General features: G+C 63.9%; 26 protein-coding genes and 1 pseudogene. 6 read left to right on the top strand and 21 right to left on the bottom strand.

What is annotated here, in order from left to right; all coding sequences use genetic code 11:
- Positions 1-18: 18 nt before the first annotated feature.
- Together HWY30_RS22355 and HWY30_RS22350 are read right to left on the bottom strand one after the other, a co-directional pair.
- Positions 19-693, bottom strand: a complete 675-nt coding sequence (locus tag HWY30_RS22355; protein ID WP_090802894.1) for an SCO family protein — start codon at positions 691-693, stop codon at positions 19-21.
- 51 nt (positions 694-744) lie between these two features.
- A complete protein-coding gene (locus HWY30_RS22350; protein ID WP_090802893.1) occupies positions 745-1,461 on the bottom strand; it encodes an SURF1 family protein in 717 nt (238 codons plus the stop codon).
- Between the two features lie 111 nt (positions 1,462-1,572).
- Between HWY30_RS22350 and HWY30_RS22345 the strand changes: the two genes are divergently transcribed.
- A complete protein-coding gene (locus tag HWY30_RS22345) occupies positions 1,573-1,782 on the top strand; it encodes a twin transmembrane helix small protein (RefSeq protein WP_074300894.1) in 210 nt (69 codons plus the stop codon).
- A 160-nt stretch (positions 1,783-1,942) separates the two neighbouring features.
- Here the strand turns inward: HWY30_RS22345 and HWY30_RS22340 are convergent, their stop codons facing one another.
- The 8 genes from HWY30_RS22340 to HWY30_RS22310 all read right to left on the bottom strand — a co-directional run bounded on the left by HWY30_RS22340 (position 1,943) and on the right by HWY30_RS22310 (position 9,326).
- Positions 1,943-2,800 (bottom strand): cytochrome c oxidase subunit 3, encoded by an 858-nt coding sequence (locus HWY30_RS22340; RefSeq protein ID WP_090802891.1) that lies wholly within the window; start codon positions 2,798-2,800, stop codon positions 1,943-1,945.
- A gap of 127 nt (positions 2,801-2,927) precedes the next feature.
- Positions 2,928-3,137 carry a DUF2970 domain-containing protein gene (locus HWY30_RS22335; protein WP_090802890.1) on the bottom strand — a complete coding sequence of 70 codons (210 nt, stop codon included), beginning with the start codon at positions 3,135-3,137 and terminating at the stop codon, positions 2,928-2,930.
- A 50-nt stretch (positions 3,138-3,187) separates the two neighbouring features.
- Positions 3,188-3,826: a cytochrome c oxidase assembly protein gene (locus HWY30_RS22330; protein WP_090802888.1), complete on the bottom strand. Its 639-nt coding sequence runs from the start codon at positions 3,824-3,826 to the stop codon at positions 3,188-3,190.
- 42 nt (positions 3,827-3,868) lie between these two features.
- Positions 3,869-4,003 carry a cytochrome oxidase small assembly protein gene (locus tag HWY30_RS41765; protein ID WP_090802886.1) on the bottom strand — a complete coding sequence of 45 codons (135 nt, stop codon included), beginning with the start codon at positions 4,001-4,003 and terminating at the stop codon, positions 3,869-3,871.
- Between the two features lie 109 nt (positions 4,004-4,112).
- Positions 4,113-5,726 (bottom strand): cytochrome c oxidase subunit I, encoded by a 1,614-nt coding sequence (ctaD, locus tag HWY30_RS22325; RefSeq protein WP_090802884.1) that lies wholly within the window; start codon positions 5,724-5,726, stop codon positions 4,113-4,115.
- Positions 5,727-5,770: 44 nt separating this feature from the next.
- The gene (gene coxB, locus HWY30_RS22320; protein ID WP_090802883.1) at positions 5,771-7,423 is read right to left on the bottom strand and encodes a cytochrome c oxidase subunit II; all 1,653 of its coding nucleotides are present in this window, start codon (positions 7,421-7,423) and stop codon (positions 5,771-5,773) included.
- A gap of 64 nt (positions 7,424-7,487) precedes the next feature.
- Positions 7,488-7,964, bottom strand: a complete 477-nt coding sequence (locus tag HWY30_RS22315; RefSeq protein WP_090802881.1) for a DUF2244 domain-containing protein — start codon at positions 7,962-7,964, stop codon at positions 7,488-7,490.
- A gap of 396 nt (positions 7,965-8,360) precedes the next feature.
- Complete coding sequence (locus HWY30_RS22310) at positions 8,361-9,326, bottom strand: methyltransferase domain-containing protein (protein WP_090802880.1); 966 nt, start codon at positions 9,324-9,326, stop codon at positions 8,361-8,363.
- Between the two features lie 121 nt (positions 9,327-9,447).
- Between HWY30_RS22310 and HWY30_RS22305 the strand changes: the two genes are divergently transcribed.
- On the top strand, positions 9,448-10,194 hold the full coding sequence (locus tag HWY30_RS22305) for a ComF family protein (protein ID WP_425199395.1): 747 nt from the start codon (positions 9,448-9,450) through the stop codon (positions 10,192-10,194).
- Positions 10,195-10,212: 18 nt separating this feature from the next.
- The gene (trmL, locus tag HWY30_RS22300) at positions 10,213-10,683 is read left to right on the top strand and encodes a tRNA (uridine(34)/cytosine(34)/5-carboxymethylaminomethyluridine(34)-2'-O)-methyltransferase TrmL (RefSeq protein ID WP_090802877.1); all 471 of its coding nucleotides are present in this window, start codon (positions 10,213-10,215) and stop codon (positions 10,681-10,683) included.
- On the opposite strand, the gene HWY30_RS22295 is transcribed toward trmL, so the two are convergent.
- The 5 genes from HWY30_RS22295 to HWY30_RS22275 form a co-directional block, all read right to left on the bottom strand.
- On the bottom strand, positions 10,656-11,216 hold the full coding sequence (locus HWY30_RS22295) for an O-acetyl-ADP-ribose deacetylase (RefSeq protein ID WP_090802875.1): 561 nt from the start codon (positions 11,214-11,216) through the stop codon (positions 10,656-10,658). The two genes, trmL and HWY30_RS22295, sit on opposite strands and share 28 nt — an antisense overlap.
- Positions 11,217-11,327: 111 nt before the next feature.
- Positions 11,328-12,326 carry an NAD(P)H-dependent glycerol-3-phosphate dehydrogenase gene (locus HWY30_RS22290; protein ID WP_090802873.1) on the bottom strand — a complete coding sequence of 333 codons (999 nt, stop codon included), beginning with the start codon at positions 12,324-12,326 and terminating at the stop codon, positions 11,328-11,330.
- Between the two features lie 22 nt (positions 12,327-12,348).
- Positions 12,349-12,825, bottom strand: coding sequence for a protein-export chaperone SecB (gene secB / locus HWY30_RS22285; protein ID WP_018419299.1), 477 nt, complete (start codon positions 12,823-12,825; stop codon positions 12,349-12,351).
- Between the two features lie 147 nt (positions 12,826-12,972).
- A complete protein-coding gene (grxC, locus tag HWY30_RS22280) occupies positions 12,973-13,233 on the bottom strand; it encodes a glutaredoxin 3 (protein ID WP_090802871.1) in 261 nt (86 codons plus the stop codon).
- A complete protein-coding gene (locus HWY30_RS22275; RefSeq protein ID WP_090802869.1) occupies positions 13,230-13,655 on the bottom strand; it encodes a rhodanese-like domain-containing protein in 426 nt (141 codons plus the stop codon). Before HWY30_RS22275 ends, grxC begins: the two co-directional genes overlap by 4 nt.
- Before the next feature lie 137 nt (positions 13,656-13,792).
- Between HWY30_RS22275 and gpmA the strand changes: the two genes are divergently transcribed.
- From gpmA to HWY30_RS22260, 3 genes are all read left to right on the top strand, one after another.
- Positions 13,793-14,539 (top strand): 2,3-diphosphoglycerate-dependent phosphoglycerate mutase, encoded by a 747-nt coding sequence (gene gpmA, locus HWY30_RS22270; protein ID WP_090802867.1) that lies wholly within the window; start codon positions 13,793-13,795, stop codon positions 14,537-14,539.
- Positions 14,540-14,893: 354 nt separating this feature from the next.
- The gene (locus HWY30_RS22265; protein ID WP_090802863.1) at positions 14,894-16,471 is read left to right on the top strand and encodes a S41 family peptidase; all 1,578 of its coding nucleotides are present in this window, start codon (positions 14,894-14,896) and stop codon (positions 16,469-16,471) included.
- A 235-nt stretch (positions 16,472-16,706) separates the two neighbouring features.
- Positions 16,707-17,465: a HesA/MoeB/ThiF family protein gene (locus HWY30_RS22260; protein ID WP_090802861.1), complete on the top strand. Its 759-nt coding sequence runs from the start codon at positions 16,707-16,709 to the stop codon at positions 17,463-17,465.
- A 100-nt stretch (positions 17,466-17,565) separates the two neighbouring features.
- Here HWY30_RS22260 and ptsP read toward each other — a convergent pair whose 3' ends face one another.
- The 6 genes and pseudogenes from ptsP to HWY30_RS22230 form a co-directional block, all read right to left on the bottom strand.
- A complete protein-coding gene (ptsP, locus tag HWY30_RS22255; protein WP_090805570.1) occupies positions 17,566-19,308 on the bottom strand; it encodes a phosphoenolpyruvate--protein phosphotransferase in 1,743 nt (580 codons plus the stop codon).
- 372 nt (positions 19,309-19,680) lie between these two features.
- Positions 19,681-19,950, bottom strand: a complete 270-nt coding sequence (locus tag HWY30_RS22250) for an HPr family phosphocarrier protein (RefSeq protein ID WP_018419292.1) — start codon at positions 19,948-19,950, stop codon at positions 19,681-19,683.
- Between the two features lie 124 nt (positions 19,951-20,074).
- Complete coding sequence (locus tag HWY30_RS22245) at positions 20,075-20,602, bottom strand: PTS sugar transporter subunit IIA (protein WP_090802858.1); 528 nt, start codon at positions 20,600-20,602, stop codon at positions 20,075-20,077.
- Positions 20,603-20,845: 243 nt separating this feature from the next.
- The gene (gene gshB, locus HWY30_RS22240; protein ID WP_090802856.1) at positions 20,846-21,802 is read right to left on the bottom strand and encodes a glutathione synthase; all 957 of its coding nucleotides are present in this window, start codon (positions 21,800-21,802) and stop codon (positions 20,846-20,848) included.
- 103 nt (positions 21,803-21,905) lie between these two features.
- A complete protein-coding gene (gene gshA, locus HWY30_RS22235; protein WP_090802854.1) occupies positions 21,906-23,195 on the bottom strand; it encodes a glutamate--cysteine ligase in 1,290 nt (429 codons plus the stop codon).
- A 252-nt stretch (positions 23,196-23,447) separates the two neighbouring features.
- Positions 23,448-23,909 (bottom strand): annotated as a pseudogene (locus tag HWY30_RS22230) (ammonium transporter); the annotation flags it as partial.

The raw sequence follows: 23,909 nt of genomic DNA, 5'->3' as shown, positions 1-23,909 counted from the left end.
TTTACCCAGGTTGGGGCGTCAGCCGATGGTCGACCATTTGAGCAGCTTGGTCAGGTCGCCTTTGATCTTGCTCGGGTTCGCGTCTTTCGGAAACCGCATCATCAGATTGCCGTTCGGATCGACCAGGTAGATGTGGTCGGTGATCCGCGTGCCGGTGTCGGCGGGCAGCCACGCGGCGACCTGCGCCGGATCGGCGATCAGCATGTCGGTGTTGGGGTAGGCGGTTTGTATCACGTCCGCGACCTTGTCTGCATCGGTGCGCAGCCACACTTCCATGACGCGCTCGCGTTCCGGCCCCTGAGCTGCGCGGATTTGTCGCATGAAGTAGAGCTTCGTCACGCAGGCTTGGTCGCACGCGCTGTTGTCCACCGAGATCATGAGCCAGCGGCCATGCAGCGAGGTGAGCTTCAGCGGCTTGCCGTCCGCGCCGGTGACCATGAGCGAGTCCGGGATCGGCCGTTGCGGCTCGATCAGCGCGCCGTAGTTCGTGCTGCCGCCGGTCGGCTTCACGACGAAGTACATGAAGTACGAGATCGCGATCGGCGCCGCGCAGATCACCGCGAGCAGCAGCAGCACCCAGCGGCCGCGCCGCCACGAGCCCGGGCCGTTCGGTTGGCCGGGCATCGCTTTGGCCGCGGCGGGTTTGCCGCTGGATTTGCCAGCTTCCGGCGAACGGGGAGTTTGAGTCGACACTACAGAACCTCTTTCAATGTTTGGACGGCGGCGAGCCGTGCCTTGCGTTCCTCACGCGCCGGGCGCGTGCTTTTTTTTGCCCGCGCGGCGCGCCGCATACAGACCGAAGGCGAGCGCGGCGGCGGCCATGCCCCACCACTGCAGCATGTAGCCGTAGTTGCGCTCGACGCCGGTGGTCGGTGCGGGCCAGTCGCGCACCAGGCCGTCGCCGGCATCGCCGGTCTGCTGGATCACGAACGGTTGCAGCGGCAGCCCGGTCTCCGCGGCGTACGAGCCGACATCGAGATTCTGCCGGATCAGGCGATGCGCGGCCGATCCACCCTCGCCGAGCTCGAACGCGCGCGACGCGTCGGCACGCGCAATCCCTTCGATCTCGACCTCGCCCGGCGGCGTCGTGTACGGCGCGATGGTCTCGCGATTGCTCAGGTTGCGCGGCAGCCAGCCGCGATTGACGAGCACGTAACCGCCGTCGGCGAGTTTAAATGGCATCACGACGTAAAAGCCCGGCTGATCGTTATACGGACGATTATCGAGGTACACGACCTTGTCCGTGACGAAACTGCCGCGCGCTTTCACGCGATGAAACTCGACGTCCTTCAGCGCGAGCGGCGCCGCGCTGACCGGCAACGCGGGCGCGTTCTCGAACTGCGTGATGCGCGCCTCGAGCGCTTCCTTCTGATGCGCGCGATCGCGCTGCCAGAAACCGAGCCGCATCGTCACGACGACGACCAGCAGGATCAGCAGCGCGGGAATCAGGCGAAACTTCATTGCGGGCGCTCCGGCATCGCGCTCAGGGCCGCCGGGAACCTGCGGCAGACGCCTGCTCGCGGTGCGATAATGAATGTCTTGCCACTGCGCTTTCCGGTTTCAGTTGGTTCCATGCACATTATCGTTCCCATCGCCTTTGCTCTCATCATCGCCAGCATGGCGTCGGCGCTGTATTTCATGATGCACGACAAGGGCAAGACCAAGCGGATGGTCTGGTCACTCGCCACGCGGGTGGGCCTGTCGATCTCGCTGTTCCTGTTCATCCTGTTCGCACACTGGATGGGCTGGATTCAGTCGACCGGGATTCCGTACGGGCGCTGACGCTCGCGGATAGCTCGCCGCCGCATCCCCCTCAGCGGCAAATTTTCCTCGCCGCCAAACAAAACGCCGCCCTGAGAGGTCGAGGGCGGCGCTGCATTCAGCCTTGCATACTGCTCGTGCGCGCCGCCTGAACGGCGTTGCGCGCACGGATCTGGCCGCATTACAGCCAGTACACGACGACGTACAGACCGAGCCACACAACGTCGACGAAGTGCCAGTACCAGGCCGCGCCTTCGAACGCGAAGTGATGTTCCGGCGTGAAGTGGCCGCGAATCAGGCGCACCAGCACAACGGAGAGCATCGTGCCGCCGAGGAACACGTGAAAGCCGTGGAAGCCGGTCAGCAGGAAGAACGTCGAACCGTAGATGCCCGAAGCCAGCGTCAGGTTCAGCTCGTTGTACGCGTGGAAGTATTCGAAGCCCTGCAGGAACAGGAAGCTCATGCCCAGCACGATTGTCGCCGCGAGCCACGCAATCGCCTTCTTGCGATGGTTGTCGCGCAGCGCGTGGTGCGACACCGTCAGCGTCGCACCCGACGACAGCAGCAGCGCCGTGTTGATGGTCGGCACCGGCCACGGCTGCATCGACTTGTAGGTGCCCACGAGTTCGGCCGGGCCGTTGTTCGGCCACACCGCCGTGAAATCCGGCCAGATCAGTTTGTAGTCGAGGCTGCCGAGTTGATGCAGCGCGATTTCGCGGGCATAGAACAGCGCGCCGAAGAATGCGCCGAAGAACATCACTTCGGAGAATATGAACCAGCTCATGCTCCAGCGGTACGACCGGTCGACGTTCTTGCCGTACATGCCGCCTTCCGACTCGGCGATCGCGTCGCCGAACCAATGCCACAGCGTAAAGAGCAGCCACAGCAGACCGATGAGCACGCCAAGCGGCGCCCAGGTATGGTCGTTGATCCAGGCCGCAAGCGATCCGAGCATGACCAGCAACCCCGTAGCGGCGCTGATCGGATGCCGCGACGGATGCGGTACGAAATAGTACGGGCTCTCGTTTTGACCGCTCATTCTTGATTCTCCACTTCAGTCCAGTTGTTCCGGAATCTCCGGCTGTATCTTCGGCGGCGCGTCGATACCGCACCGCTTCTCTCTAATTCGTGGGCTCTTCTCTGCTGTGCTGCGCCCTGCTACTGTCTCAACCGACCACGAGGCGCACGACCAGAATCAGCACCCCGATCAGAACCGCCGCGCCGATCAGCGCCGCCACGATCACATGCAGCGGGTTCAGTTGCGTCGCGTCCGCCTCGAGATCGCGGCGCTTGCGCACGCCGAAAAACGACCAGAACACCGCGCGCAACGATTGACCGAAACTGCTCTTGCGCGGACTGCCGCCGTTATCGTTCATGTCGCTTGGTCTTCCTTCGTTCGTCCGCGGCTCGCGCCGTCAAATCTGCTTCAGGCCGGCTTCGCGGGAATGGCTGCCGCGCTGGTCACTGCATCGTTCACTGCATTCGCCTTCGGCGCCGCATCATCCGCGCTAGCCGCCGCCAGCGTGTTCAACTCGAAAAACGTGTACGACAGCGTGATCGTCTTCACGTCCTTCGGCAACTTCGGGTCGACGACGAACACCACCGGCATCCGCTTCGTCTCGTTCGCGTTCAACGTCTGCTGCGTGAAGCAGAAACACTCGATCTTCCTGAAGTACTCGGTCGCCTGCTTCGGCGCGTAGCTCGGAATGGCCTGCGCACGGATCGTGCGCGACTGCTCGTTGCTGACGTCGTACATGACCGTCGTTACTTCGCCCGGATGCACGTCGAGACTGCGCTGCTCCGGCTTGAAACCCAACAGGCCCCGCGCGTTCGCATCGAATTCGATCGAAATCGTGCGGCTCATGTCGACCTGCGTATTCTTCGCCTCGCGCGCTGAAACGTCGCGCTGCACGAGGTTGTTCACGCCGGTGATCTGGCAGATCGCGCGATACATCGGCACCAGCGCGAAACCGAAACCGAACATCATCAACGCGACGACGAACAGCTTGATCAGCATCGAACGGTTGAAAGAGCGGTCGGCCTCAGCCGGCGGTTGCGTCGACATCTGAATCCTCAACAAACCTGCCTACGGACTGCGAAGGCGGCGTTAGCTGAACCAGCACTGCTTCAGAATCGCGCTCGCGAAAAACACCGCGGCGATCGCGAACATCACCAACCCTATCCGCCTGTTGCTCGCGCGAATCTGCTCCGGCGTACGTCTTTCCTGTGGATTGCGCGTCATGCTCGACTTTCTGAGTACGGTTCTTGACTGGCGAGGCCGCCGCGCGAAGCGCCCGAGTCCGGTGGCGGCATGTCGCGCCGCCGGAACCCGGCACCTCGCCGGGATAGGCTTACTCGACGGTCGGCGGATGCTCGAACGTGTGGAACGGAGCCGGGCTCGGTACGGTCCACTCGAGGCCCGTTGCGCCGTCCCACGGCTTGTCGCCCGCTTCTACGAGCTCGCCACCGCCACGGTAGGCCGGCAGCGCCACCGCGAACAGGAAGTACACCTGTGACAGACCAAAACCGAACGCACCGATCGAGATCACCTGGTTCCAGTCGGTGAACTGCGCCGGGTAATCGGCGTAACGACGCGGCATGCCCGCGAGACCGACGAAGTGCATCGGCAGGAACGCGAGGTTGAAGAAGAACATCGACGCCCAGAAGTGGATCTTGCCGCGCGTTTCGTTGTACATCCAGCCGGTCCACTTCGGCGACCAGTAGTACCAGCCGGCGAACAGCGCGAACAGCGACCCCGCCACCAGCACGTAGTGGAAGTGCGCGACCACGAAATAAGTGCCGTGATACTGGATGTCGAGCGGCGCCATGGCGAGCATCAGACCCGACAGGCCACCGAACGTGAACACGATCAGGAAGCCGACCGCGAACAGCATCGGCGTTTCGAACGACAGCGAACCGCGCCACATCGTCGCGACCCAGTTGAACACCTTCACGCCGGTCGGCACCGCGATCAGCATCGTCGCGTACATGAAGAACAGCTGGCCCGTGACCGGCATGCCGGTCGCGAACATGTGGTGCGCCCACACCATGAACGACAGGATCGCGATCGATGCCGTTGCGTACACCATCGAGCTATAGCCGAACAGCGGCTTGCGCGAGAACGCCGGGATCACCTGCGAGACGATCCCGAACGCAGGCAAGATCATGATGTACACCTCGGGGTGCCCGAAGAACCAGAAGATGTGCTGGTACATGACCGGGTCGCCGCCGCCTGCCGCATTGAAGAACGACGTGCCGAAGTGACGGTCGAACAGCACCATCGTGATCGCGCCCGCCAGAACTGGCATCACGGCGATCAGCAGGTACGCGGTGATCAGCCAGGTCCAGACGAACATCGGCATCTTCATCAGCGTGAGGCCGGGTGCGCGCAAGTTCAGGATCGTCACGACGATGTTGATACCGCCCATGATCGACGACGCACCCATCAGGTGGAGCGCGAAAATCGCGAAGTCCATGCCCGGGCCCATCTGCGTGGAGAGCGGCGTGTACAGCGTCCAGCCCGCGGCGGTCGCGCCGCCCGGTGCGAAGAACGAGCCGACCAGCAGCACGGCGGCGACCGGCAGCAGCCAGAAGCTGAAGTTGTTCATCCGCGCGAAAGCCATGTCCGATGCGCCGATCTGCAGCGGCACCATCCAGTTCGCGAAGCCGACGAACGCCGGCATGATCGCGCCGAACACCATGATCAGCCCGTGCATGGTGGTCAACTGGTTGAAGAACTCGGGACGCATGATCTGCAGACCCGGCTCGAACAGTTCGGCACGGATCATCAGCGCCATCACGCCCCCGGACAGGAACATGGTGAACGAGAAGATCAGATACAGCGTACCGATGTCCTTGTGGTTGGTTGCGAACAGCCAACGACGCCAGCCGTGCGGCGTTTCGTGGGCATGGTCGCCGTGCACGTGCTCGTGGCCCGCGACTACATCGTGTCCGATGCTAGACATGACAATCTCCTAAAGCGAATTCTGCGGTGCTGACCATGAACACGTCAGGCTGCCGGGCTGATCTGAACGCGCCGGGCTTCCTTCGCGTCGGTGCCGCCGGTGATCGTTTCCGGCTTCTTCAAAATAATATGATCGTCGGCAATGCCGGCTGCTTTCAGCGCGTCGCGAACGGCTTCGGCACGACTCTTCGCGAGCTTCGCGTTGACGTCGGCGGAGCCGGTTGCGTCGGTGAAGCCCGACAGCGTGAATTTCGCGTCCGGATGCGCCTTCGCGTAGGCCGCGGCCGCGTCGACCGCCGCTTTCGCGTCGGCCGGCAGCGTGCTCTTGCCGGTCTCGAAGTAGATGCTCGCCGGCAGCGCGGCCTCTGCGCTGTTCGAAGCCGCCGCGCCAGCCTCGTTGCCCGATGCGGCCGGTGCGGACGCCGCTTCTGCGCCCGACGCTGCTTGCGCGCCCGATGCCGCAACGGCGCCGCTCGCGGCAGCACCGGCGTTGGCCAGATGATCGCCGCCTTCCGGCAGCTTGCCGTTGCGCGCGTCGGCGACCTGCTTCGGCTGCAGGATGTCGCCCGTATGGTTGCCCCACGAGTTACGTTCGTACGTGATCACCGCGGCGATTTCGACGTCGTCCAGCGTCGGCGCCCACGAAGGCATCGCGTTCTTGCCCTTCAACACGAGGCTCACGTGCTGCCCGATCGGACCGTTGGCGATCTTGCTGCCGTCGAGCGCCGGGAATGCGCCCGCGCCCTTGCCGGTCGGCTGGTGGCAGACCGCGCAGTTCGCCGCGTAGACCTTGCCGCCGCGTTCCATCAGCTCGGCCATCGTGTAGGTCTTGTTCGGATCGTCCTGGCCGGCGGCCATTTTCTTCTTCTCCTCGTCGACCCACTTCGCGTAGTCGTCAGCCGACAGCACCTCGACGACGACCGGCATGAACGCGTGTTCCTTGCCGCACAGTTCGGTACAGAAGCCGCGGAACGTACCGGTGCGGTTGGCCTTGAACCACGTGTCGCGCACGAAGCCGGGAATCGCGTCCTGCTTCACGCCGAAGGCCGGCACGTACCAGGAGTGGACCACGTCGTTCGCGGTGGTGATGATGCGGATTTTCTTGTCGACCGGCACCACGAGCGGGTTGTCGACTTCCTGCAGATACAGCGTGGAGATCGGCTCGCGGCCATCGGTTTGCGCGCGCGGCGTGGCGAGCGTGGACAGGAAGCCGATGCCCTCGCCCGGACCCTTCACGTAGTCGTAGCCCCACTTCCACTGGTAGCCGGTGACCTTGATCGTGAGGTCGGCGTTCGAGGTGTCCTTCATCGCGACGACGGCCTTGGTGGCGGGCAGCGCCATCAGCACGACGATGACGAACGGCACGATTGTCCAGATGATTTCGACGGTGGTGCTTTCGTGGAAATTGGCTGCGTTGTGGCCTTTCGATTTGCGGTGCGCGAAGATCGAATAGAACATCACGCCGAACACACCGATGAAGATCACGGTGCACAGTCCCAGCATGAACATGTGGAGGCTGAACAGCTCCTCAGCGATTCTCGTTGCAGGCGGCTGGAGATTGATCGCGTTGACGGCAGGGCCGCCCGGAGCATCGCCCACTGCCAGGGCGGCACCGGCGAAAAGCAGTCCGCTCGTCGCCAGCACGCTCATGAGCGCTCGCTTGATTGTTTTCATAGCTTCCTTACCCAAATTTTCCATTCAAACCCCTCGACCCCGCTGGCAGCGTGTCGCGCCCCCTTGAACGCCGCGCGTCCGGCACCATCTAACAACGTGCCAGCCACATACGTAGTTCGCCTGCGAACTGCGCGCGCCGATTCTGCGCGAGGTGTTGCCCGATCATGATCGTCTGCCCGCGCGAGATCAGCTTGATCTGATCGCGCGGCGTTGCGCCCGGCTCTATCCGCACCCAGCGCGGATTGAATTCGAATTGCGTAATCTGCTCGGCGCTGACCTGCTCGATCATGAGCCGGTTCGGAAACAACCGGATGCGCTCGTAATCGACAGCATGACGCGCATATATTGCAAACGCGATACCTACGGCCAGCAATTCGATTCCGGTGAACGGCAACACCAGCCAGGCGCCGACCAGAACCAGCATGAATGCAATTGCCAACGAAAACAACGCAAGCGACACGTACAGACAGACGAACTGCCGCGGCGATATCGAACAGTTGCGCTTCATGGTCCAGTCCCTGAGGACCGGTTCTGAATCCGCCAGCAGATGATCTGATGCGCCCATCGCTGCCTCCTGCGAATCGTCGAGTCCGGCCTGCCTTCTTTTACTTCCGGATGCATCTCGCGGCCGCCGTTCGAGTCACTGTTTCCAGCATCACTCGCGAGCGCGCCAACCCCTACCGCATCACTTCATTTTGCAGCCCCGCGCCTCGCGGCTTGCCACCCCAAATGTGGGAACTTCGGGTGACAAACTGACGCATTATAGGCGTGATCCATAGCATCGACAAGCAAGCCCCAATCGGCCCACAAGCCAGGCGCGACAAGCCTTCGCGCCATTTTGCCCAGCATTTTGCGGCTCTTTTGAAGGGCAAATCCCAGGCATAACGGATGTCCTCTTTACCGCTTTTGCAACACGTCAACCGCACCGTCGGCAAGCAGTTGATGACAGCACCGCAATCTGCTACCCACGCTTGCCCGGACCTCGTCCGATGTCCTCGAGCCGCACGATGCCATGTCCTTCCGCCGTGGTGCGCGGCACGGCTTTCCATGCGTGGCCGTAGATCACCTCGAAGGTCAGCGCGATCGTGCCGTCGGCGCGCCGGCGCGCTTCGAGCGCGGCGAGCAGGGCTTTGTGCAACCGACGCGTGAGCACGCCGTCATGCGCATCGCGCTCGAACGGGTACGCGCCCCAGCGACGCACGTCCGCGAGCAGCGACTCGGGCGACTTATAGGTGATCGTCAGCGTCTCCTGGTCCATCACCGGAATCTCGAAGCCCGCCTCGACGAGCATGTCGCCGAGGTCGTGCATGTCGACGAAGTCGATCACATGCTTGCGAGACGCGACGCCGTGCGCGGCCTCGATCTCGGCGTAGGCACCGCGCAACTCCTTCAGCGTATCGGGGCCGAGCGTGCTGAACATTAGCAGGCCGTTGACCTTCAGCACGCGCTGCCATTCGGGAAAGACCAGATCGGGCCGCGAGTGCCAGTGCAGCGCGAGGTTGGACCAGATGAATTCGAATGCGCCGGACGTGAACGGCAGCGCGGAGAAATCGGTTTGCGCGAAGCGCGGGCCACGCGCGCCGAGCGCCTTGCCGAGCGAGGCGGGAAGAAAGCGCCGCCAACTGGTGTCGCCGGCATCGTGACGCAGCGCGCGGCGGAGCATGCCGTGCGACAGATCAGCGCCGAACACCGGCGCCTCGGGAAAGCGTTCGCGCAATGCGGGGAGGTCTTCGCCCGCGCCGCAACCGGCGTCGAGCACGCTCGAGGGCGCCACCTTGATGTAATCGAGACGCTCACGCATGCGCTGCGCAATCTCTCGCGGCAGGAACGCAACCTCGTCGAAGGTGGCAGCGCGACGGTCGAAAATACGCCTGAGGCGCCGTGAATCGTAGGCCGGACGGCCAGATTGAGCGGATGTTGGGGACATGTGTGTCGTGCTGGCGTGAGTTCGAAGTATACTCGGTCGTTCCCCTCCATTCAGCGAGAACGGCTTTCACCGGCGCTCACTCGTGCGATTCCAGTCATTTTCTTCGTCGTGTCGAAATCAGGTGGCGCGTTTTGCGCGCGGTCTGCATTCGGCATGGCCGCGGGCCTTGAACGCCGCGCTGCCGAACCTGTGCGCGTTGTGCGGCAATTTGTCGCATAAGGCGTTGTGCGACGGTTGCGACGCGGCCTACTGGAACGAGAGCCGGCTGCGCTGCACCGTTTGCGCGGTACCGTTGCCGGCGTCACGCTGGGTCGCTCAGGCGCGGTATCACTGCGCGGATTGCGTGGCCGAGCCGCCGCCGTTCGACGCGAGCTTCGCGCTCGCCGACTATCGCGCGCCGCTCGATACACTCGCGGTCGGCCTGAAGTTCCGCGCCCGGCTGATGCTCGCGCGAGACTTCGCGCAACGCCTCGCGCGGCTCGCTGAAGCCGATTGGCACGACGCGGCCGAGCGGCCCGACGTGATCGCGCCAGTGCCGCTCGCCGGTCGCCGTCTGGTCGAGCGCGGCTACAACCAGGCCTGGCAGATCGCGCGGCCGCTCGCCCGGGCGCTCGGCGTGCGCGGCGACCCCACGCTGCTCGAACGAACGCTCGACACCGCGCCGCAATCGCGCCTCGATCTCGATGCGCGCCGGCAGAACGTCGGCCGCGCGTTTCGCGTCGCGCGCCCAGTGCGCGGCCTGCACGTCGGCATCGTCGACGATGTGATGACGAGCGGCGCGACGCTCGAAGCGCTCGCGCATACGCTGAAGGCCGCCGGCGCGCGGCGGGTTACGAACTTCGTCGCGCTGCGCACTCCGAAAAACTAGCTTTTACGTGGTCTTCTTATGTTCAACGTCGTTCTCGTAGAACCCGAAATTCCGCCCAACACCGGCAACGTGATTCGCCTGTGCGCGAACACCGGCGCCCGGCTGCACCTGATCGAGCCGCTCGGCTTCCCTCTCGACGACACCAAGATGCGGCGCGCCGGCCTCGACTATCACGAGTACGCGGAAATGAACGTGCATGCCGATTGGGACGCGTTCATCGCGAAAGAAACGCCCGACGCGTCGCGCATGTTCGCATTTACGACGCGCGGCTCGGGGCGCTTTCACGACCACGCGTTTCAACCGGGCGACTGGTTCGTGTTCGGCGCCGAAACGCGCGGCCTGCCCGGCACGGTGCTCGAGCGCTTTGCGAACGAACAGCGCGTGCGTCTGCCGATGCGTCCCGGCAATCGCAGTCTGAATCTGTCGAATACGGTGGCGATCGTGGTGTTCGAAGCGTGGCGTCAGGCCGGCTTCGAAGGCGGCGCCTGACGGCGTTCGAGCTCGGCCTCGTAGCGTGCGAACATCGCGTCGTCGAAGCACGCGAACGTCACGTGCTTCATGTGTGGTGTGCGCGGCAACGTGTCGAGTACGGTCGCGACCGCGATGCTGACCGCATCGTCGGCGGGGAAACGGTAGATACCGCAGCTGATCGCTGGAAACGCGATGCTCGTGCACTGAGTTTCGCGCGCGACTTCGAGTGAGCGCTGATAGCACGATGCGAGCAGGTCGGCCTCGCCATGCGCGCCGCCACGCCACACTGGACCGACCGCGTGAATAACATGCTTCGCGGGCAGACGATAGCCGGCGGTGATTTTCGCGTCGCCGGTCACGCAGCCGCCGAGCGTTTCGCATTCGCGCAGCAACTCCCTGCCGGCCGCGCGATGAATCGCGCCATCCACACCGCCGCCACCGAGCAGCGAAGTATTCGCGGCATTGACGATCGCATCGACGGCGAGCGTCGTGATATCGACCACGCGCGCTTCGAGCGTGCACGTGCCAAGAATGAGATTGAAGGTGGGCATGGGAACCTCGCTGACCCGAGTCTCGCTCACGAAGTGGACAACCCGAAGTAGACCACCAGGCGAGGCAGCCGTTCAACGCGAATTTCCGCTAAACGGCTGATAGAGAAGGCTTTATTCCGCCTTCGAATCGCGCCGCAGGAGCGCGCTAACCGCATCGCGCGGCGCCACGCCGTCGAACAGCACCGCGCAGACCGCCTGCGTGATCGGCATTTCGATTGCATGAGCCCGTGCGATCGAGAGTACCGCCCGCGCGCAGCGCACGCCTTCGGCCACGTGACCGAGACCGCCGAGGATGTCGTCGAGCGTGCGGCCCGTGGCGAGTTGCAGGCCCACGGTGCGGTTGCGCGACAGATCGCCGGTAGCAGTCAGAATCAGATCACCGAGGCCGGTCAACCCGGTAAAGGTTTCCGCGCGCCCACCGAGCGTCACGCCAAGGCGCGACATTTCGGCGAGGCCGCGGGTGATCAGCGCCGCGCGTGCATTGAGGCCGAGGCCGAGGCCATCGGCGATGCCCGTGGCGATGGCGAGCACGTTTTTCACCGCGCCGCCCACTTCGACGCCGACGACGTCGTCGCCGGTATAGATGCGCATCGCGCCGTGATGGAACGCCGCGACCGTGCGTTCGCGGCACGCCGCCGACGGGCTCGCGATCGTCAACGCAACCGGCAGCCCCTGCCCGACTTCGCGCGCGAAGCTCGGTCCGGACAACACGCCGTTGCTCGCATGCTCGGGCAATTCCGCCGCGACCGCCTGATGCGGCAACAACTGCGAATCCGCTTCGAACCCCTTGCACAGCCACACGATATGCGCGGGCACCTTGCCCGCATCGCGCATCGCGCGCAACAGGCCGCGCAGGCCAGCCACGGGCGTCGCGACCACGCACAGCGCATCGTCGTCGAGCGCGTGATCGAGCGCCACGCCGAGATCCGCTTCAAAGCGAAGCGCGGGCGGCAACGCGACGCCCGCCAGATAGCGGGCGTTTTCATGCGAAGTGGAAAGCTCGGCGATGAGCGCGGACTCGCGCGCCCACAACACCGTGTGGTGCCTTAAGGCCAGATGGCCGGCGAGGGCGGTGCCCCAGGCGCCAGCGCCGAGAACGGCGACTTTCATAGCCGGCACTGCGCGCGGCGCCTTAATGCGTGACGCCTTTTTGCGCCGCGCCGTCCTGCTGGGCCGCGCTCATCTGGGCGAGACGCTGCTCGTACAGCGCCTGGAAGTTGATCTCGGCGAGGTGGATCGGCGGGAAGCCGGCGCGGGTGATCGCATCGGCGATGTTCGAGCGCAGGTACGGGAACAGGATGGTCGGGCAGGCAATGCCGACGAGCGGATCGATCTGCTCGGCAGGAATGTTGCGAATGTCAAAAATGCCGGCCTGTTTCGCTTCGATCAGGAACGCGACCTTGTCCGACACCTTGGCCGTGACCGTGCCCGTCACGAGAATTTCGAACACGGATTCGGCGAGGCGCTCGGCCTTCACGTCGACTTCGACTTCGACCGACGGCATTTCCTGCTCGAGGAAGATACCCGGCGAATTCGGCTGCTCGAGCGACATGTCCTTCAGATAGATGCGCTGGATGTTGAAGAACGGCTGGTTATTCTCGTCGGACATGATGGTGATTCCTGATAGGTGTGCGTGGCGGCGGCCGATGCACGCATGGGCCGCCAGATTATTGCGCCGGCTCGCCGGCTCCACGAGGAGCGCGTGCGCCGGCTTATCGAGTGGTCCGCCCGTTCGCGCGGCGCGAAACGCGCGAACTCAGGCTGCTTCGAGCAGCGGCGTCAGACCGCCCGCGCGATCGAGCGCGGAAAGGTCATCATAGCCGCCCACATGCGTCTCGCCGATGAACACCTGCGGCACCGTGCGACGACCGGTCCGGGTCATCATCTCCTCGCGACGGCCCGGGTCCTTGTCGATCAGTACTTTCTCAACGTGCTCGACGCCGCGCGACTTTAAAAGACGTTCGGCCATCTGGCAATACGGGCACACCTGGGTGCTGTACATGATCACTTTGTTCACTTGGCTGCTCCTTGTTTCACAACCGGCATACCGGCTTTCTGCCAGGCGTCGACGCCGCCCTCGAGAACATGGACTTCCGCGTATCCCGCTTCCTGCACGATACGCGCGGCCTTGTTCGACTGCTGGCCGGTCTGGCACACCAGCAGCACCGGGTTGCTCTTGTTCTTCGCGAGTTGCGTGACTTTCGCCTGCAACTCTGCGAATTCGAAATGCCGTGCCAAGGGCAGGTGCCCCTTGGCGTAATCGGCGGACGGCCGCAGATCGATGACCGCCGCGTTGCGCCGGTTGATCAGTTGGGTGGCTTCAGCGGCCGACAGGCCGCCACGTCCACGCCGACTGATGGTCGGCCACAGCAGCAACCCACCAGAGATAAGGACGATTGCGATCAGGACAAGGTTTGTGTATTCGGTGAAAAACTTCACGGAAGATCCGCCGGAAAGAGAGAAATCGAAAAGGTCAACCCGAGCATTATAAAATAACCGTTCGACGCGATGGCGATGCGCCGCCCGAGGCGCCGCACAGAGCGAGACCGCTTCCTCACTACCGACCGGCAACTCTCATGTACAAACTCGTTCTCATCCGCCACGGCGAATCGACTTGGAACAAGGAAAACCGCTTCACCGGCTGGGTCGACGTCGACCTCACCGAGCAGGGCAACCTCGAGGCGCAGCAGGCGGGCGGGCTGCTCAGGGAATCGGGCTATACGTTCGACATCGCCTACACGTCGGTGCTCAAGCGCGCGATCCGCACGCTGTGGCATGTGCAGGACCAGATGGATCTGATGTACCTGCCCGTCGTGCATTCGTGGCGCCTGAACGAACGCCACTACGGCGCGCTGTCGGGTCTGAACAAGGCCGAAACCGCCGCGAAGTTCGGCGACGAGCAGGTGCTGGTCTGGCGCCGCAGCTACGACACGCCGCCGCCCGCGCTCGAGCCCACCGACGAGCGCGCGCCGTACACCGATCCGCGCTACGCCAGGGTGCCGCGCGAGCAACTGCCGCTGACCGAGTGCCTGAAAGACACGGTCGCGCGCGTGTTGCCGCTGTGGAACGAGTCGATTGCGCCGGCCATCAAGTCGGGGCGCAGCATCCTGATCGCCGCGCACGGCAACTCGATCCGCGCGCTGGTCAAGTATCTCGACAACATCTCGGACAGCGACATCGTCGGCCTCAACATCCCGAACGGCGTGCCGCTCGTCTATGAACTCGACGAGAACCTGAAGCCGATCAAGCACTACTATCTCGGCGACCAGGACGCGATCGCCAAGGCGCAAGCCGCGGTCGCGAGCCAGGGCAAGGCGGGCTGATCCGGCATTTCCGGGCGCGGCCCACGCCACGAAAACGCGCGGGGCCGCACGCAGACAACCGGGCCGACAAGAAATTCTGTATTGCGCCCGGCGGTCAGATTCAGAGGCCCGCTGCAGGGTTCACAGTAGCGGCGAGCGCATCCGCTGGCCTTGCGCGGCAACTCTCAGTTCCGACCCGCCGAGTGCCATGTCGTACGGCTCGCCATCCGCGGCTCGGGTCGCAAGAACCAGGACCTTCCCGTACTGTCGAACCACGATTGCCTGCACCGCGCCCTGAGCAGGCGGGTGTGCAGTTATACTTGTCCGTCCAATCTTTATATACGCTGCCACGCGCTTCCGACCGCAACAGACTCTATGCGAAAGAACCTGAAAAATTTCGGCCTGATTGCCGCGGGCCTTGCTACCGGTGTCTTTGCCACCCTGCAATACTCCGCCTCGGCCCAGCAACCCGCTAGCGCTGCGGTCGCCCCGCTGCCGCTAGACCAGCTCAGGCTTTTCGCCGAAGTGTTCGGGCAGATCAAGCACGAATACGTTGAACCGGTCGACGACAAGAAGCTGCTCACCGCCGCGATCAAGGGCATGGTGTCCAGCCTCGACCCGCACTCGTCGTACCTCGACAAGACCGACTACGAAGAGCTGCAGGAGCAGACCAAGGGCCGCTTCGCGGGCCTCGGCATCGAAATTTCGTCGGAAGACGGCCTGATCAAGGTAATTTCGCCAATCGAAGACACGCCCGCGTTCCGCGCCGGCATCCGTCCGGGCGACCTGATCACGCGCATCAACGACAAGCCCGTGCGCGGCATGACGCTCGACCAGGCGGTCAAGCAGATGCGCGGCGATCCGGGCACCAAGGTCACGCTGACCATCTTCCGCAAGACCGACGACCGCACGTTCCCGCTCACCGTCACGCGCGCGATCATCAAGGTGCAGTCGGTGAAGGGCAAGATCGTCGCGCCGGGCTTCGCGTACGTGCGCATCACGAGCTTCCAGGAACGCACCACGCCTGACCTCGCGGCCAAGCTGCAGGATCTCGCGCGCCAGGAGCCGAACCTGAAGGGCCTCATCCTCGACCTGCGCAACAACGGCGGCGGTCTGCTGCAAAGCGCGGTCGGCGTCGCGGGCGCGTTCCTGCCGCCGAATTCGGTGGTGGTGTCGACCAACGGCCAGATTCCGGATTCGAAGCAGATCTATCGCGACACCTACGATAACTACCGTCTGCAATCGTTCGACAGCGATCCGCTCAAGGACGTCCCGGCCATCTTCAAGACCGTGCCCATGATCGTGCTGACCAACGCGTATTCGGCGTCGGCGTCGGAAATCGTCGCGGGCGCGCTGCAGGATCAGCACCGCGCGCTGATTCTCGGCAAGACCACGTTCGGCAAGGGTTCGGTGCAAACCGTGCGCCCCCTGACGGCCGACACCGCACTGCGCCTCACCACCGCGTATTACTACACGCCGAGCGGCCGTTCGATCCAGAACAAGGGCATCCGCCCCGACATTCCGGTCGATCAGTACGCGGACGGCGATCCGGACGACGCGCTCGTGACCCGCGAAGTCGACTACTCGAATCACCTCGCGAACACGCAGGACCCGAACGAGAAGAAGGAAGCGGAGCAGCGCGAGCAGGAGCGCATGGAGCAACTGCGTCAACTCGAAGAGCAGAACGACAAGAAGACGCCGGAACAGCGCCAGAAGGAGCGCGAACGCAAGCCGGTCGAGTTCGGTTCGGCCGACGACTTCATGCTGCAACAGGCGGTCGACAAGCTCGAAGGCAAGCCGGTTCAGGAATCGAAGTCGCTGATGGAGCGCCGTCTCGCGCAGAACAAGCCGGGCACGTCGGCCTCCGCGCCGGTCGCGGTGAAGCCGACGCAACCGGTGCCGGGCGCATCGGGACCGGCGCCGGCTTCGGCACCGGCTCCCGCTGGCAAGTAAGCTGACCGACAGGCAGCGAACCCCGCGCGTGTCTTCGCAGCACGATAGTCTGCGAAGACACGCCGCAACAGTTTCAGCAAAAGCCGCCGCCTAACCGGTGGCGCATCACGGCAAGCCGCAACCGCCACCCTCCCCGCGCGATTAAAATAACAGCCACGAATGCGCGCCGCGGCCCCTCGGCCTGCCTCTCCTTGCGCGACACAGCGACATAGCGACACACCCCACGCGCCCCGCCATGAATGACGATCAACTCCTTCGCTACTCCCGCCACATCCTCGTCGATGAAATCGGCATCGAGGCGCAGCAGCGTTTTATCGACGCCCACGCGATCATCGTCGGCGCGGGCGGGCTCGGTTCGCCAGCCGCGCTGTATCTCGCGGCGGCGGGCGTCGGCCGTCTGACGCTCGTCGATGCCGATATCGTCGACCTGACTAATCTACAACGACAGATCCTGCACGTGAGCGCGTCGGTTGGACGTAGGAAGGTCGAGTCCGGGCGCGACATGCTCGCGCGGATCAATCCCGAGGTCGTCGTCAACGCGGTGGCCGAGCGCGTCGACGATGCGTGGCTCGACCGCGAGGTGCCGCACGCGAGTGTCGTGCTCGATTGCACCGACAACTTCGCGACGCGTCACGCGATCAACCGCGCGTGCGTCAAGCATCGCGTGCCGCTCGTGTCGGGCGCGGCGCTGCGCTTCGACGGCCAGATCAGCACTTTCGATTTCCGCGATGAAGCGTCGCCGTGCTACGCGTGCGTGTTTCCCGAAGACCAGCCGTTCGAAGAAGTCGCATGCTCGACGATGGGCGTGTTCGCGCCGACGGTCGGCATCATCGGTTCGATGCAGGCTGCCGAAGCGCTGAAGGTGATCGGCGCAATCGGCACGCCGCTCGTGGGCCGCCTGACGATGCTCGATTCGCTGCGGATGGAATGGAACACGATGCGCATCGGACGTCAGCCGGATTGTCCGGTGTGCGGCCACGCGCCCGGGTCTTGAGGCGGTTCCGCACTGCCCGTTCGCGTGACGCCGAAATAGCAGAACGCCGCACATGTGCGGCGTTTTTTCGTTCAACGAGGCAAGACGATGCGCGTCAGATTCAAACCAGCGCGACCCGCTTGAGCGCCGCTTGCACCTCCTCCGGCTCGAACGAAGCCAGCACGTCGGCAACGGGCTTTTCGAGCGTCTTCAGATGCGAGCGCAGCACCTCCTGCTTGACCTCGAGCAGTTGGCTCGGATGCATCGAAAACTCGGTCAGACCCATGCCGAGCAGCAGACGCGTCAACGCCGGATCGCCCGCCATCTCACCGCACACCGACACGGGCACGCCCGCGCGCTTCGCCTCGCGCAGCGTGAACGCGATCAGATGCAGCACGGCCGGATGCAGCGGGTCGTACAGATGCGCGACCGCGTTGTCCGCGCGATCGATCGCGAGCGTGTACTGAATCAGATCGTTGGTGCCGATCGACAGGAAATCGAGCCGCTTCAGAAACAGCGGCAACGCGATCGCGGCGGCCGGGATCTCGATCATCGCGCCCACCTGCACGTTCGGATCGTAAGCGATACCCGCGTCGTCGAGTTGACGCTTCGCTTCGCGGATCAGATCGAGCGTCTGGTCGATTTCCTGCGCGTGCGCGAGCATCGGGATCAGGATCTTCACCCTGCCGAACGCCGACGCGCGCAGGATCGCGCGCAACTGCGTGAGGAACATCTGCGGCTCGGACAGGCTCCAGCGAATCGCGCGCAAACCGAGCGCCGGATTCGCGGCGGTCTCGTAGCCGTCGCCGCCCATCGAATCGAGCGGCTTGTCGGCGCCGACGTCGATCGTGCGGATCGTGACCGGCAAGCCGTTCATCAGTTCGACCGCGCGACGATACGCGCTGAACTGCGCCTCCTCTTCGGGCATCCGGTGCTTGTGATTCATGAACAGAAACTCGGTGCGGAACAGACCCACGCCGGTCGCGCCCGATTCGACCGCCGCGCGCGCGTCGTCCGGCAACTCGATGTTCGCGCACAGTTCGATGCGCGTGCCGCACAGCGTTTGCGTCGGCGAGAACTTGAGCCGTTGCAGCTTGCGCTGCTCGAGCTCCTTCTCGCTTTGCCGGTACGAGTATTCCTCGAGCACGATCGGCGCGGGATCGACGATCACGATGCCGTGGTCGCCATCGACGATGATCAGATCGTCCTGGCGGATCAGCGCGCTCGCATGCTGCACGCCGACCGCGGCCGGAATGCCGAGGCTGCGCGCGACGATCGCGGTGTGCGACGTGCGCCCGCCCAGATCGGTGACGAAGCCCTGGAACGTCTGCGTCTTGAACTGCATCATGTCGGCCGGCGCGATGTCGTGCGCGACCACGATCATCTCGTCGCACGCGCCATGCACGTTGCCGACGATGCCCGGCGCGCCCGCGAGCGCCTTCAGCACGCGCTCGACGACCTGCTCGATATCGGCCTTGCGCTCGCGCAGGTATTCGTCTTCGATAGTGTCGAAATGGCGCGACAGTCTTTCGAGCTGTTCGGTCAGCGCCCATTCCACGTTGTAGCGGCGCGTGCGGATCAGGTCGATGGTTTCCTGAACGAGCATGACGTCGTTCAGGATCATCGTGTGAACGTCGATGAACGCGCCCATTTCGCTCGGGGCATCCGCGGCAAGATCGGCGCGCAATACGTTGAGTTCTTCATGCACGCGTTGCTGAGCCGCGCGAAAACGCCCGACCTCCCCTTCGATCTGGGGCGGTTCGATCAGATAGTGGTCTACGTCGAGTGCTGCCGGGGCGATCAGATAGGCCCGCCCGATGGCGATACCGCGTGACACGGGAATTCCATGCAGCGTGAATGACACGCGCACCTCCTCTAGTTGTGTAATGCCGCGGCAAACCGCTGCAATGCTCTCAGACTGTACTGGGCATTATAAATTCCGCGCCTTTTTGAAGTGTGTCGGCGGTGTGTGCAGCGCAGCACGGATTATCGCAATGAGGTGCCCTCGTACCCGGCGAAGCTTCGCTTTATACACGTCGCGCAGAACATATGGTTTAAACATTGAAAACGCATGTCGTCTTACGCACTCTTCCCGATGGCTTTCGCGCCGCTTCTAGATCCCTTTAATGTCGATTAACAGCGCGCCTCTTCTGATATTCAGATGTCGGCGCACCGAAAAAAAACCGCGGACTGAGCCGCGGCATTTTCGGGTTTGTCGAACGCAAAGCGCGCGGCTTTATTGACCTTCGCCAAATTTATCGGCGATCAGTTTCAAGAGCGCGTCCATCGCGTCCTGTTCGTCGGTGCCTTCCGTTTCGATCAGCACGGTACTGCCGATGCCCGCGGCCAGCATCATCACGCCCATGATGCTCTTCGCGTTGATACGACGGCCATTGCGGCTCATCCAGATTTCCGCCTGGTAGTTGCCCGCGAGTTGCGTCAACTTGGCCGACGCGCGCGCGTGCAGCCCCAGCTTGTTCACAATTGTCGTTTCCTGTTGCAGCATGTGATGGTCCGAAGCGCGGGTGAATGAAATGGTGAAAAGTGTTACTGCAAAGCGGCTTCAATGCGATCGGCACCGTTGTGAAACCGCTTGAATCCGTCGAAGCTTGCCTGCGAACCAGCCCGGCTTACAGGCCGGTCGCGTCCGTCTTTTGCGTCAGATCGGCATCGGCCGGCAAAGCGGGAACACAGTCGGCGGCCGCCGCGTCAGGCGGCAGCGCCGGCAGGCACTCGGCAGCGCACGCTGACGGCGTGACCGGTGTCGGCATCGCCGGTCCGATCGCGTGCACGCCCTTGGTCGCGCCGGCGAGCGCCTTGTCGACGAGCGTGTCGAGCGGCGTCGCGCGATAGCAGACCGCGCGCACCAGCATCGGCAGATTGACGCCGCACAGCACACGCACGTCCGGCACGGTGGCGAGCCGGCCCGCGATGTTGGCCGGCGTCGCGCCGAACATGTCGGTCAGCACGAGCGCGCCGTTCTCTTCCTTCAGCCGCACGACTTCCGAATTCGCGAACGCGACGACCTGCGCAGGATCGCAATCCGGCGACACGTCGATCACGCCGATACGCGCCGGCAAACCGCCATAGATGTGGGAAATGCAATCGCGCAACGCGGTGGCGAATGGAGCGTGCGCAATGATCAGAATGCCTGCCATGTCAGCCTTACTGCAAAAGAACGGCCCCAAACCGTGGACCGGGACTCGAGCCCGGTTCGCCATCGCCCCGGACCGGCCGTGGGTCGCGAGGGCGGGAATGCATCGTCGGGAGAGCGGGCATTGTAGCAGCCTCATTTTCGCGCCAATGCCGAGGCCACGCCTGATGCGGATTTACTACACAGATTGGGGGTGCAGCCGGGCAATCAAGGCCGCTGCGTCGGCGCGCCACGCGAGCGCCACGCGTCAGCCGACCGCGCGCTCCAGCGCGTCGACGAACATCGCGGCGACGTCGAAGCCGGTCTGGTCCATGATCTCGCGGAAACACGTCGGGCTCGTGACGTTGACTTCGGTGAGCCAGTCGCCGATCGCATCGAGTCCGACCAGCAGCAGGCCGCGCGCCGCCAGCACCGGCGCGAGCGTATCGGCGATCTTGCGATCCTGCTCGCTGAGCGGCCGCGCGACGCCCAGTCCGCCGGCCGCCAGATTGCCGCGCACCTCATTACCCTGAGGAATGCGCGCGAGCGAGTACGGCACCGCTTCGCCGCCGATCAGCAGGATGCGCTTGTCACCTTCCTTGATCTCGGGGATGAATTTCTGCGCCATCACCGAGCGCGCGCCGTCGTGGCTCAGCATTTCGACGATCGAGCCGAGGTTCATGCCGTCCGCCTTCACGCGGAATACGCCCATGCCGCCCATGCCGTCGAGCGGCTTCAGGATCACGTCGCCGTGCTGTTCGTGGAACGCGCGCAGACGCGCCGGGTCGCGAGTGACCAGCGTCGGCGCGACGAACTGCGCGAACTCGCCGATTGCGAGCTTCTCCGAATGATCGCGGATCGCCTGCGGTTTGTTGAAGATGCGTGCGCCGCCACGCTCGGCCAGTTCGAGCAGCCAGGTCGACGTCACGTATTCCATGTCGAACGGCGGGTCCTTGCGCATCACGACCGCGCCGAAGCTCGCGAGTGCGCGCGGCGTGGCGGCATCGGCGGCAAACCAGACATCACGATGCAGATCCGTGGTATCGCCGACGATCGCAATGCGCTGCACGTTCGCCTCGACATCGCCGCCCGTCCACGCCAGATGCTTCGGCCCGCAGGTGTACACCGTGTGGCCGCGCCGCGCCGCTTCGGCCATCATCGCGTAGGTCGTGTCTTTGTAGACCTTGAAATGGCTGAGCGGATCGGCGATGAAAAGAATGTCCATGAAAGTCCCGGTGCGCCCTGAAGGGCGTGACATTGTTCGTCAATATAGTCTTTGAAGACGGCGATGGCGGCACGCATGCCGCCATCCTGCCGCGCGAGGCGGCTTAGACCTGGATCGCTTCAGGATCGGTCTTTTCGAGTTCGACCGATGCGGCCAGCAACCCGAGCCGCGCCACGACGCCATACATATAGAAGCGGTTCGGCGGCGCCGCGCCGGGCTTCGCGTGCGCATCGGGCAGCGCCGTGTGTTCGAAGCCGAGCGGCACGAAGTGCATGCCCGGCGCGTTCAGGTTCTGGTCGCGCTCGCGGCTGCCGTGCACGCGATAGAAGCCGCCCACCACATAGCGGTCGATCATGTAGACGACCGGCTCGGCGACCTCCTCGCCGATGCGCTCGAACGTGTAGACACCTTCCTGCACGATCACGTCGTGCACTTCGAGGCCGTCTTTGGTCGCGGCCATGCGCGTGCGTTCGCGCTTCGTCAGCGCGGCGACTTCCGACGCGTCGTGCACGGTCATCACGCCCATGCCGTAGGTGCCCGCATCGGACTTGATCACGACATACGGTTTTTCGGAGATGCCGTACTCGCGATACTTGCGCGCGATCTTCTTCAGCACGCCGTCGATCGCATCGGCAAGGGCTTCCTCGCCGGTGCGCTGCTGGAAGTCGACGCCCTCGACGTGCGCGAAATACGGATTGATCATCCACGGATCGATCTCGACCATCTTCGCGAACTTCTTCGCGACGTCGTCATAGCACGAGAAATGCGTCGACTTGCGACGCACCGCCCAGCCCGCATGCAGCGGCGGCAGCAGGTACTGCTCGTGCAGGTTTTCGAGCACGGGCGGAATACCGCCGGACAGATCGTTGTTCAGAAGGATCGAGCACGGGTCGAAGTTCTTCAGACCAAGGCGCCGCTGCGAGCGCTCGAGCGGTTCGAGCACCAGCTTCTGGCCGTCCGACAGCGCGATCGTGACCGGGCCGTTGATGGTTTCGTCGAGCGTGCCGAAGCGTACGTTCAGACCCGCCTGGCGCATGATCGACGCAAGCCGGGCGACGTTTTCGAGGTAGAACGCGTTGCGGGTGTGACGCTCGGGAATAACGAGCAGATTCTTCGCGTCCGGGCAGATCTTTTCGATCGAGGCCATCGCGGCCTGCACCGCGAGCGGCAGCACTTCCTGCGACAGATTGTTGAACGCGCCGGGAAACAGATTGGTGTCGACCGGCGCGAGCTTGAAGCCCGCGTTACGCAGATCGACGGAACAGTAGAACGGTGGCGTGTGCTCCTGCCATTCGAGCCGGAACCAGCGTTCGATAGCGGGCGTGGCGTCGAGGATCTTCCGCTCGAGGTCGAGCAGCGGGCCGTTTAACGCCGTAACTAGGTGCGGAACCATTGATCACTCGCAGACTGGAGAAAAAAGATTGTAGAGCAAATGCTTTGTCCATTTGGGGACGGTTTCTCCATTCGCAAGCAGACTCGAATGCATTCTCCCTATCTCGATGATAGGCGCGGAAAATCGCCGTTCGCAACCCGATCAGCAAGAAAAAAGCCCGCCATGAAGGCGGGCGAAATTGCTGCGCTTGCTTAACCATTTTTTCTTACTGACGGGCCCGGGAGCCCGGGCCGAACCGGGACAGGTTCTCCGTTATTCGACTTTCTCGCCGTGCAGGCTCACGTCGAGGCCTTCGCGCTCCTGCTCTTCGGTCACGCGGATGCCCATCACCAGGTCGATGATCTTCAGCAGCACGAAGCTCACCACGCCGCTGTAGATCAGCGTCGTCAGCACGCCCTTCGCCTGCAGGATCACGCTGCCGTCCGAGCCGCTGATGTCCTTGACCGCGAACACGCCGGTCAGCAGCGCACCGATGATCCCGCCGATGCAGTGCACGCCGAACGCGTCGAGCGAATCGTCGTACCCGAACTTGTGCTTGAGCCACGTGGCCGCCCAGAAGCAGACCACACCCGCGACGATACCGATCACGAGCGCCCCGACCGTGCCGACGAAGCCCGACGCTGGCGTAATCGCCACCAGACCCGCGACCGCGCCCGACACGATACCGAGCACCGACGGCTTGCCCTTGGCTGCCCATTCGGCGAACATCCACGC

Origin of the sequence: Paraburkholderia tuberum STM678, from assembly GCF_902833905.1 — a bacterium.
Taxonomy (GTDB): Bacteria; Pseudomonadota; Gammaproteobacteria; order Burkholderiales; family Burkholderiaceae; genus Paraburkholderia; species Paraburkholderia tuberum.
The sequence above is the reverse complement of the archived record's forward strand: the minus strand, read 5'-3'. Positions and strand labels throughout refer to the sequence as shown.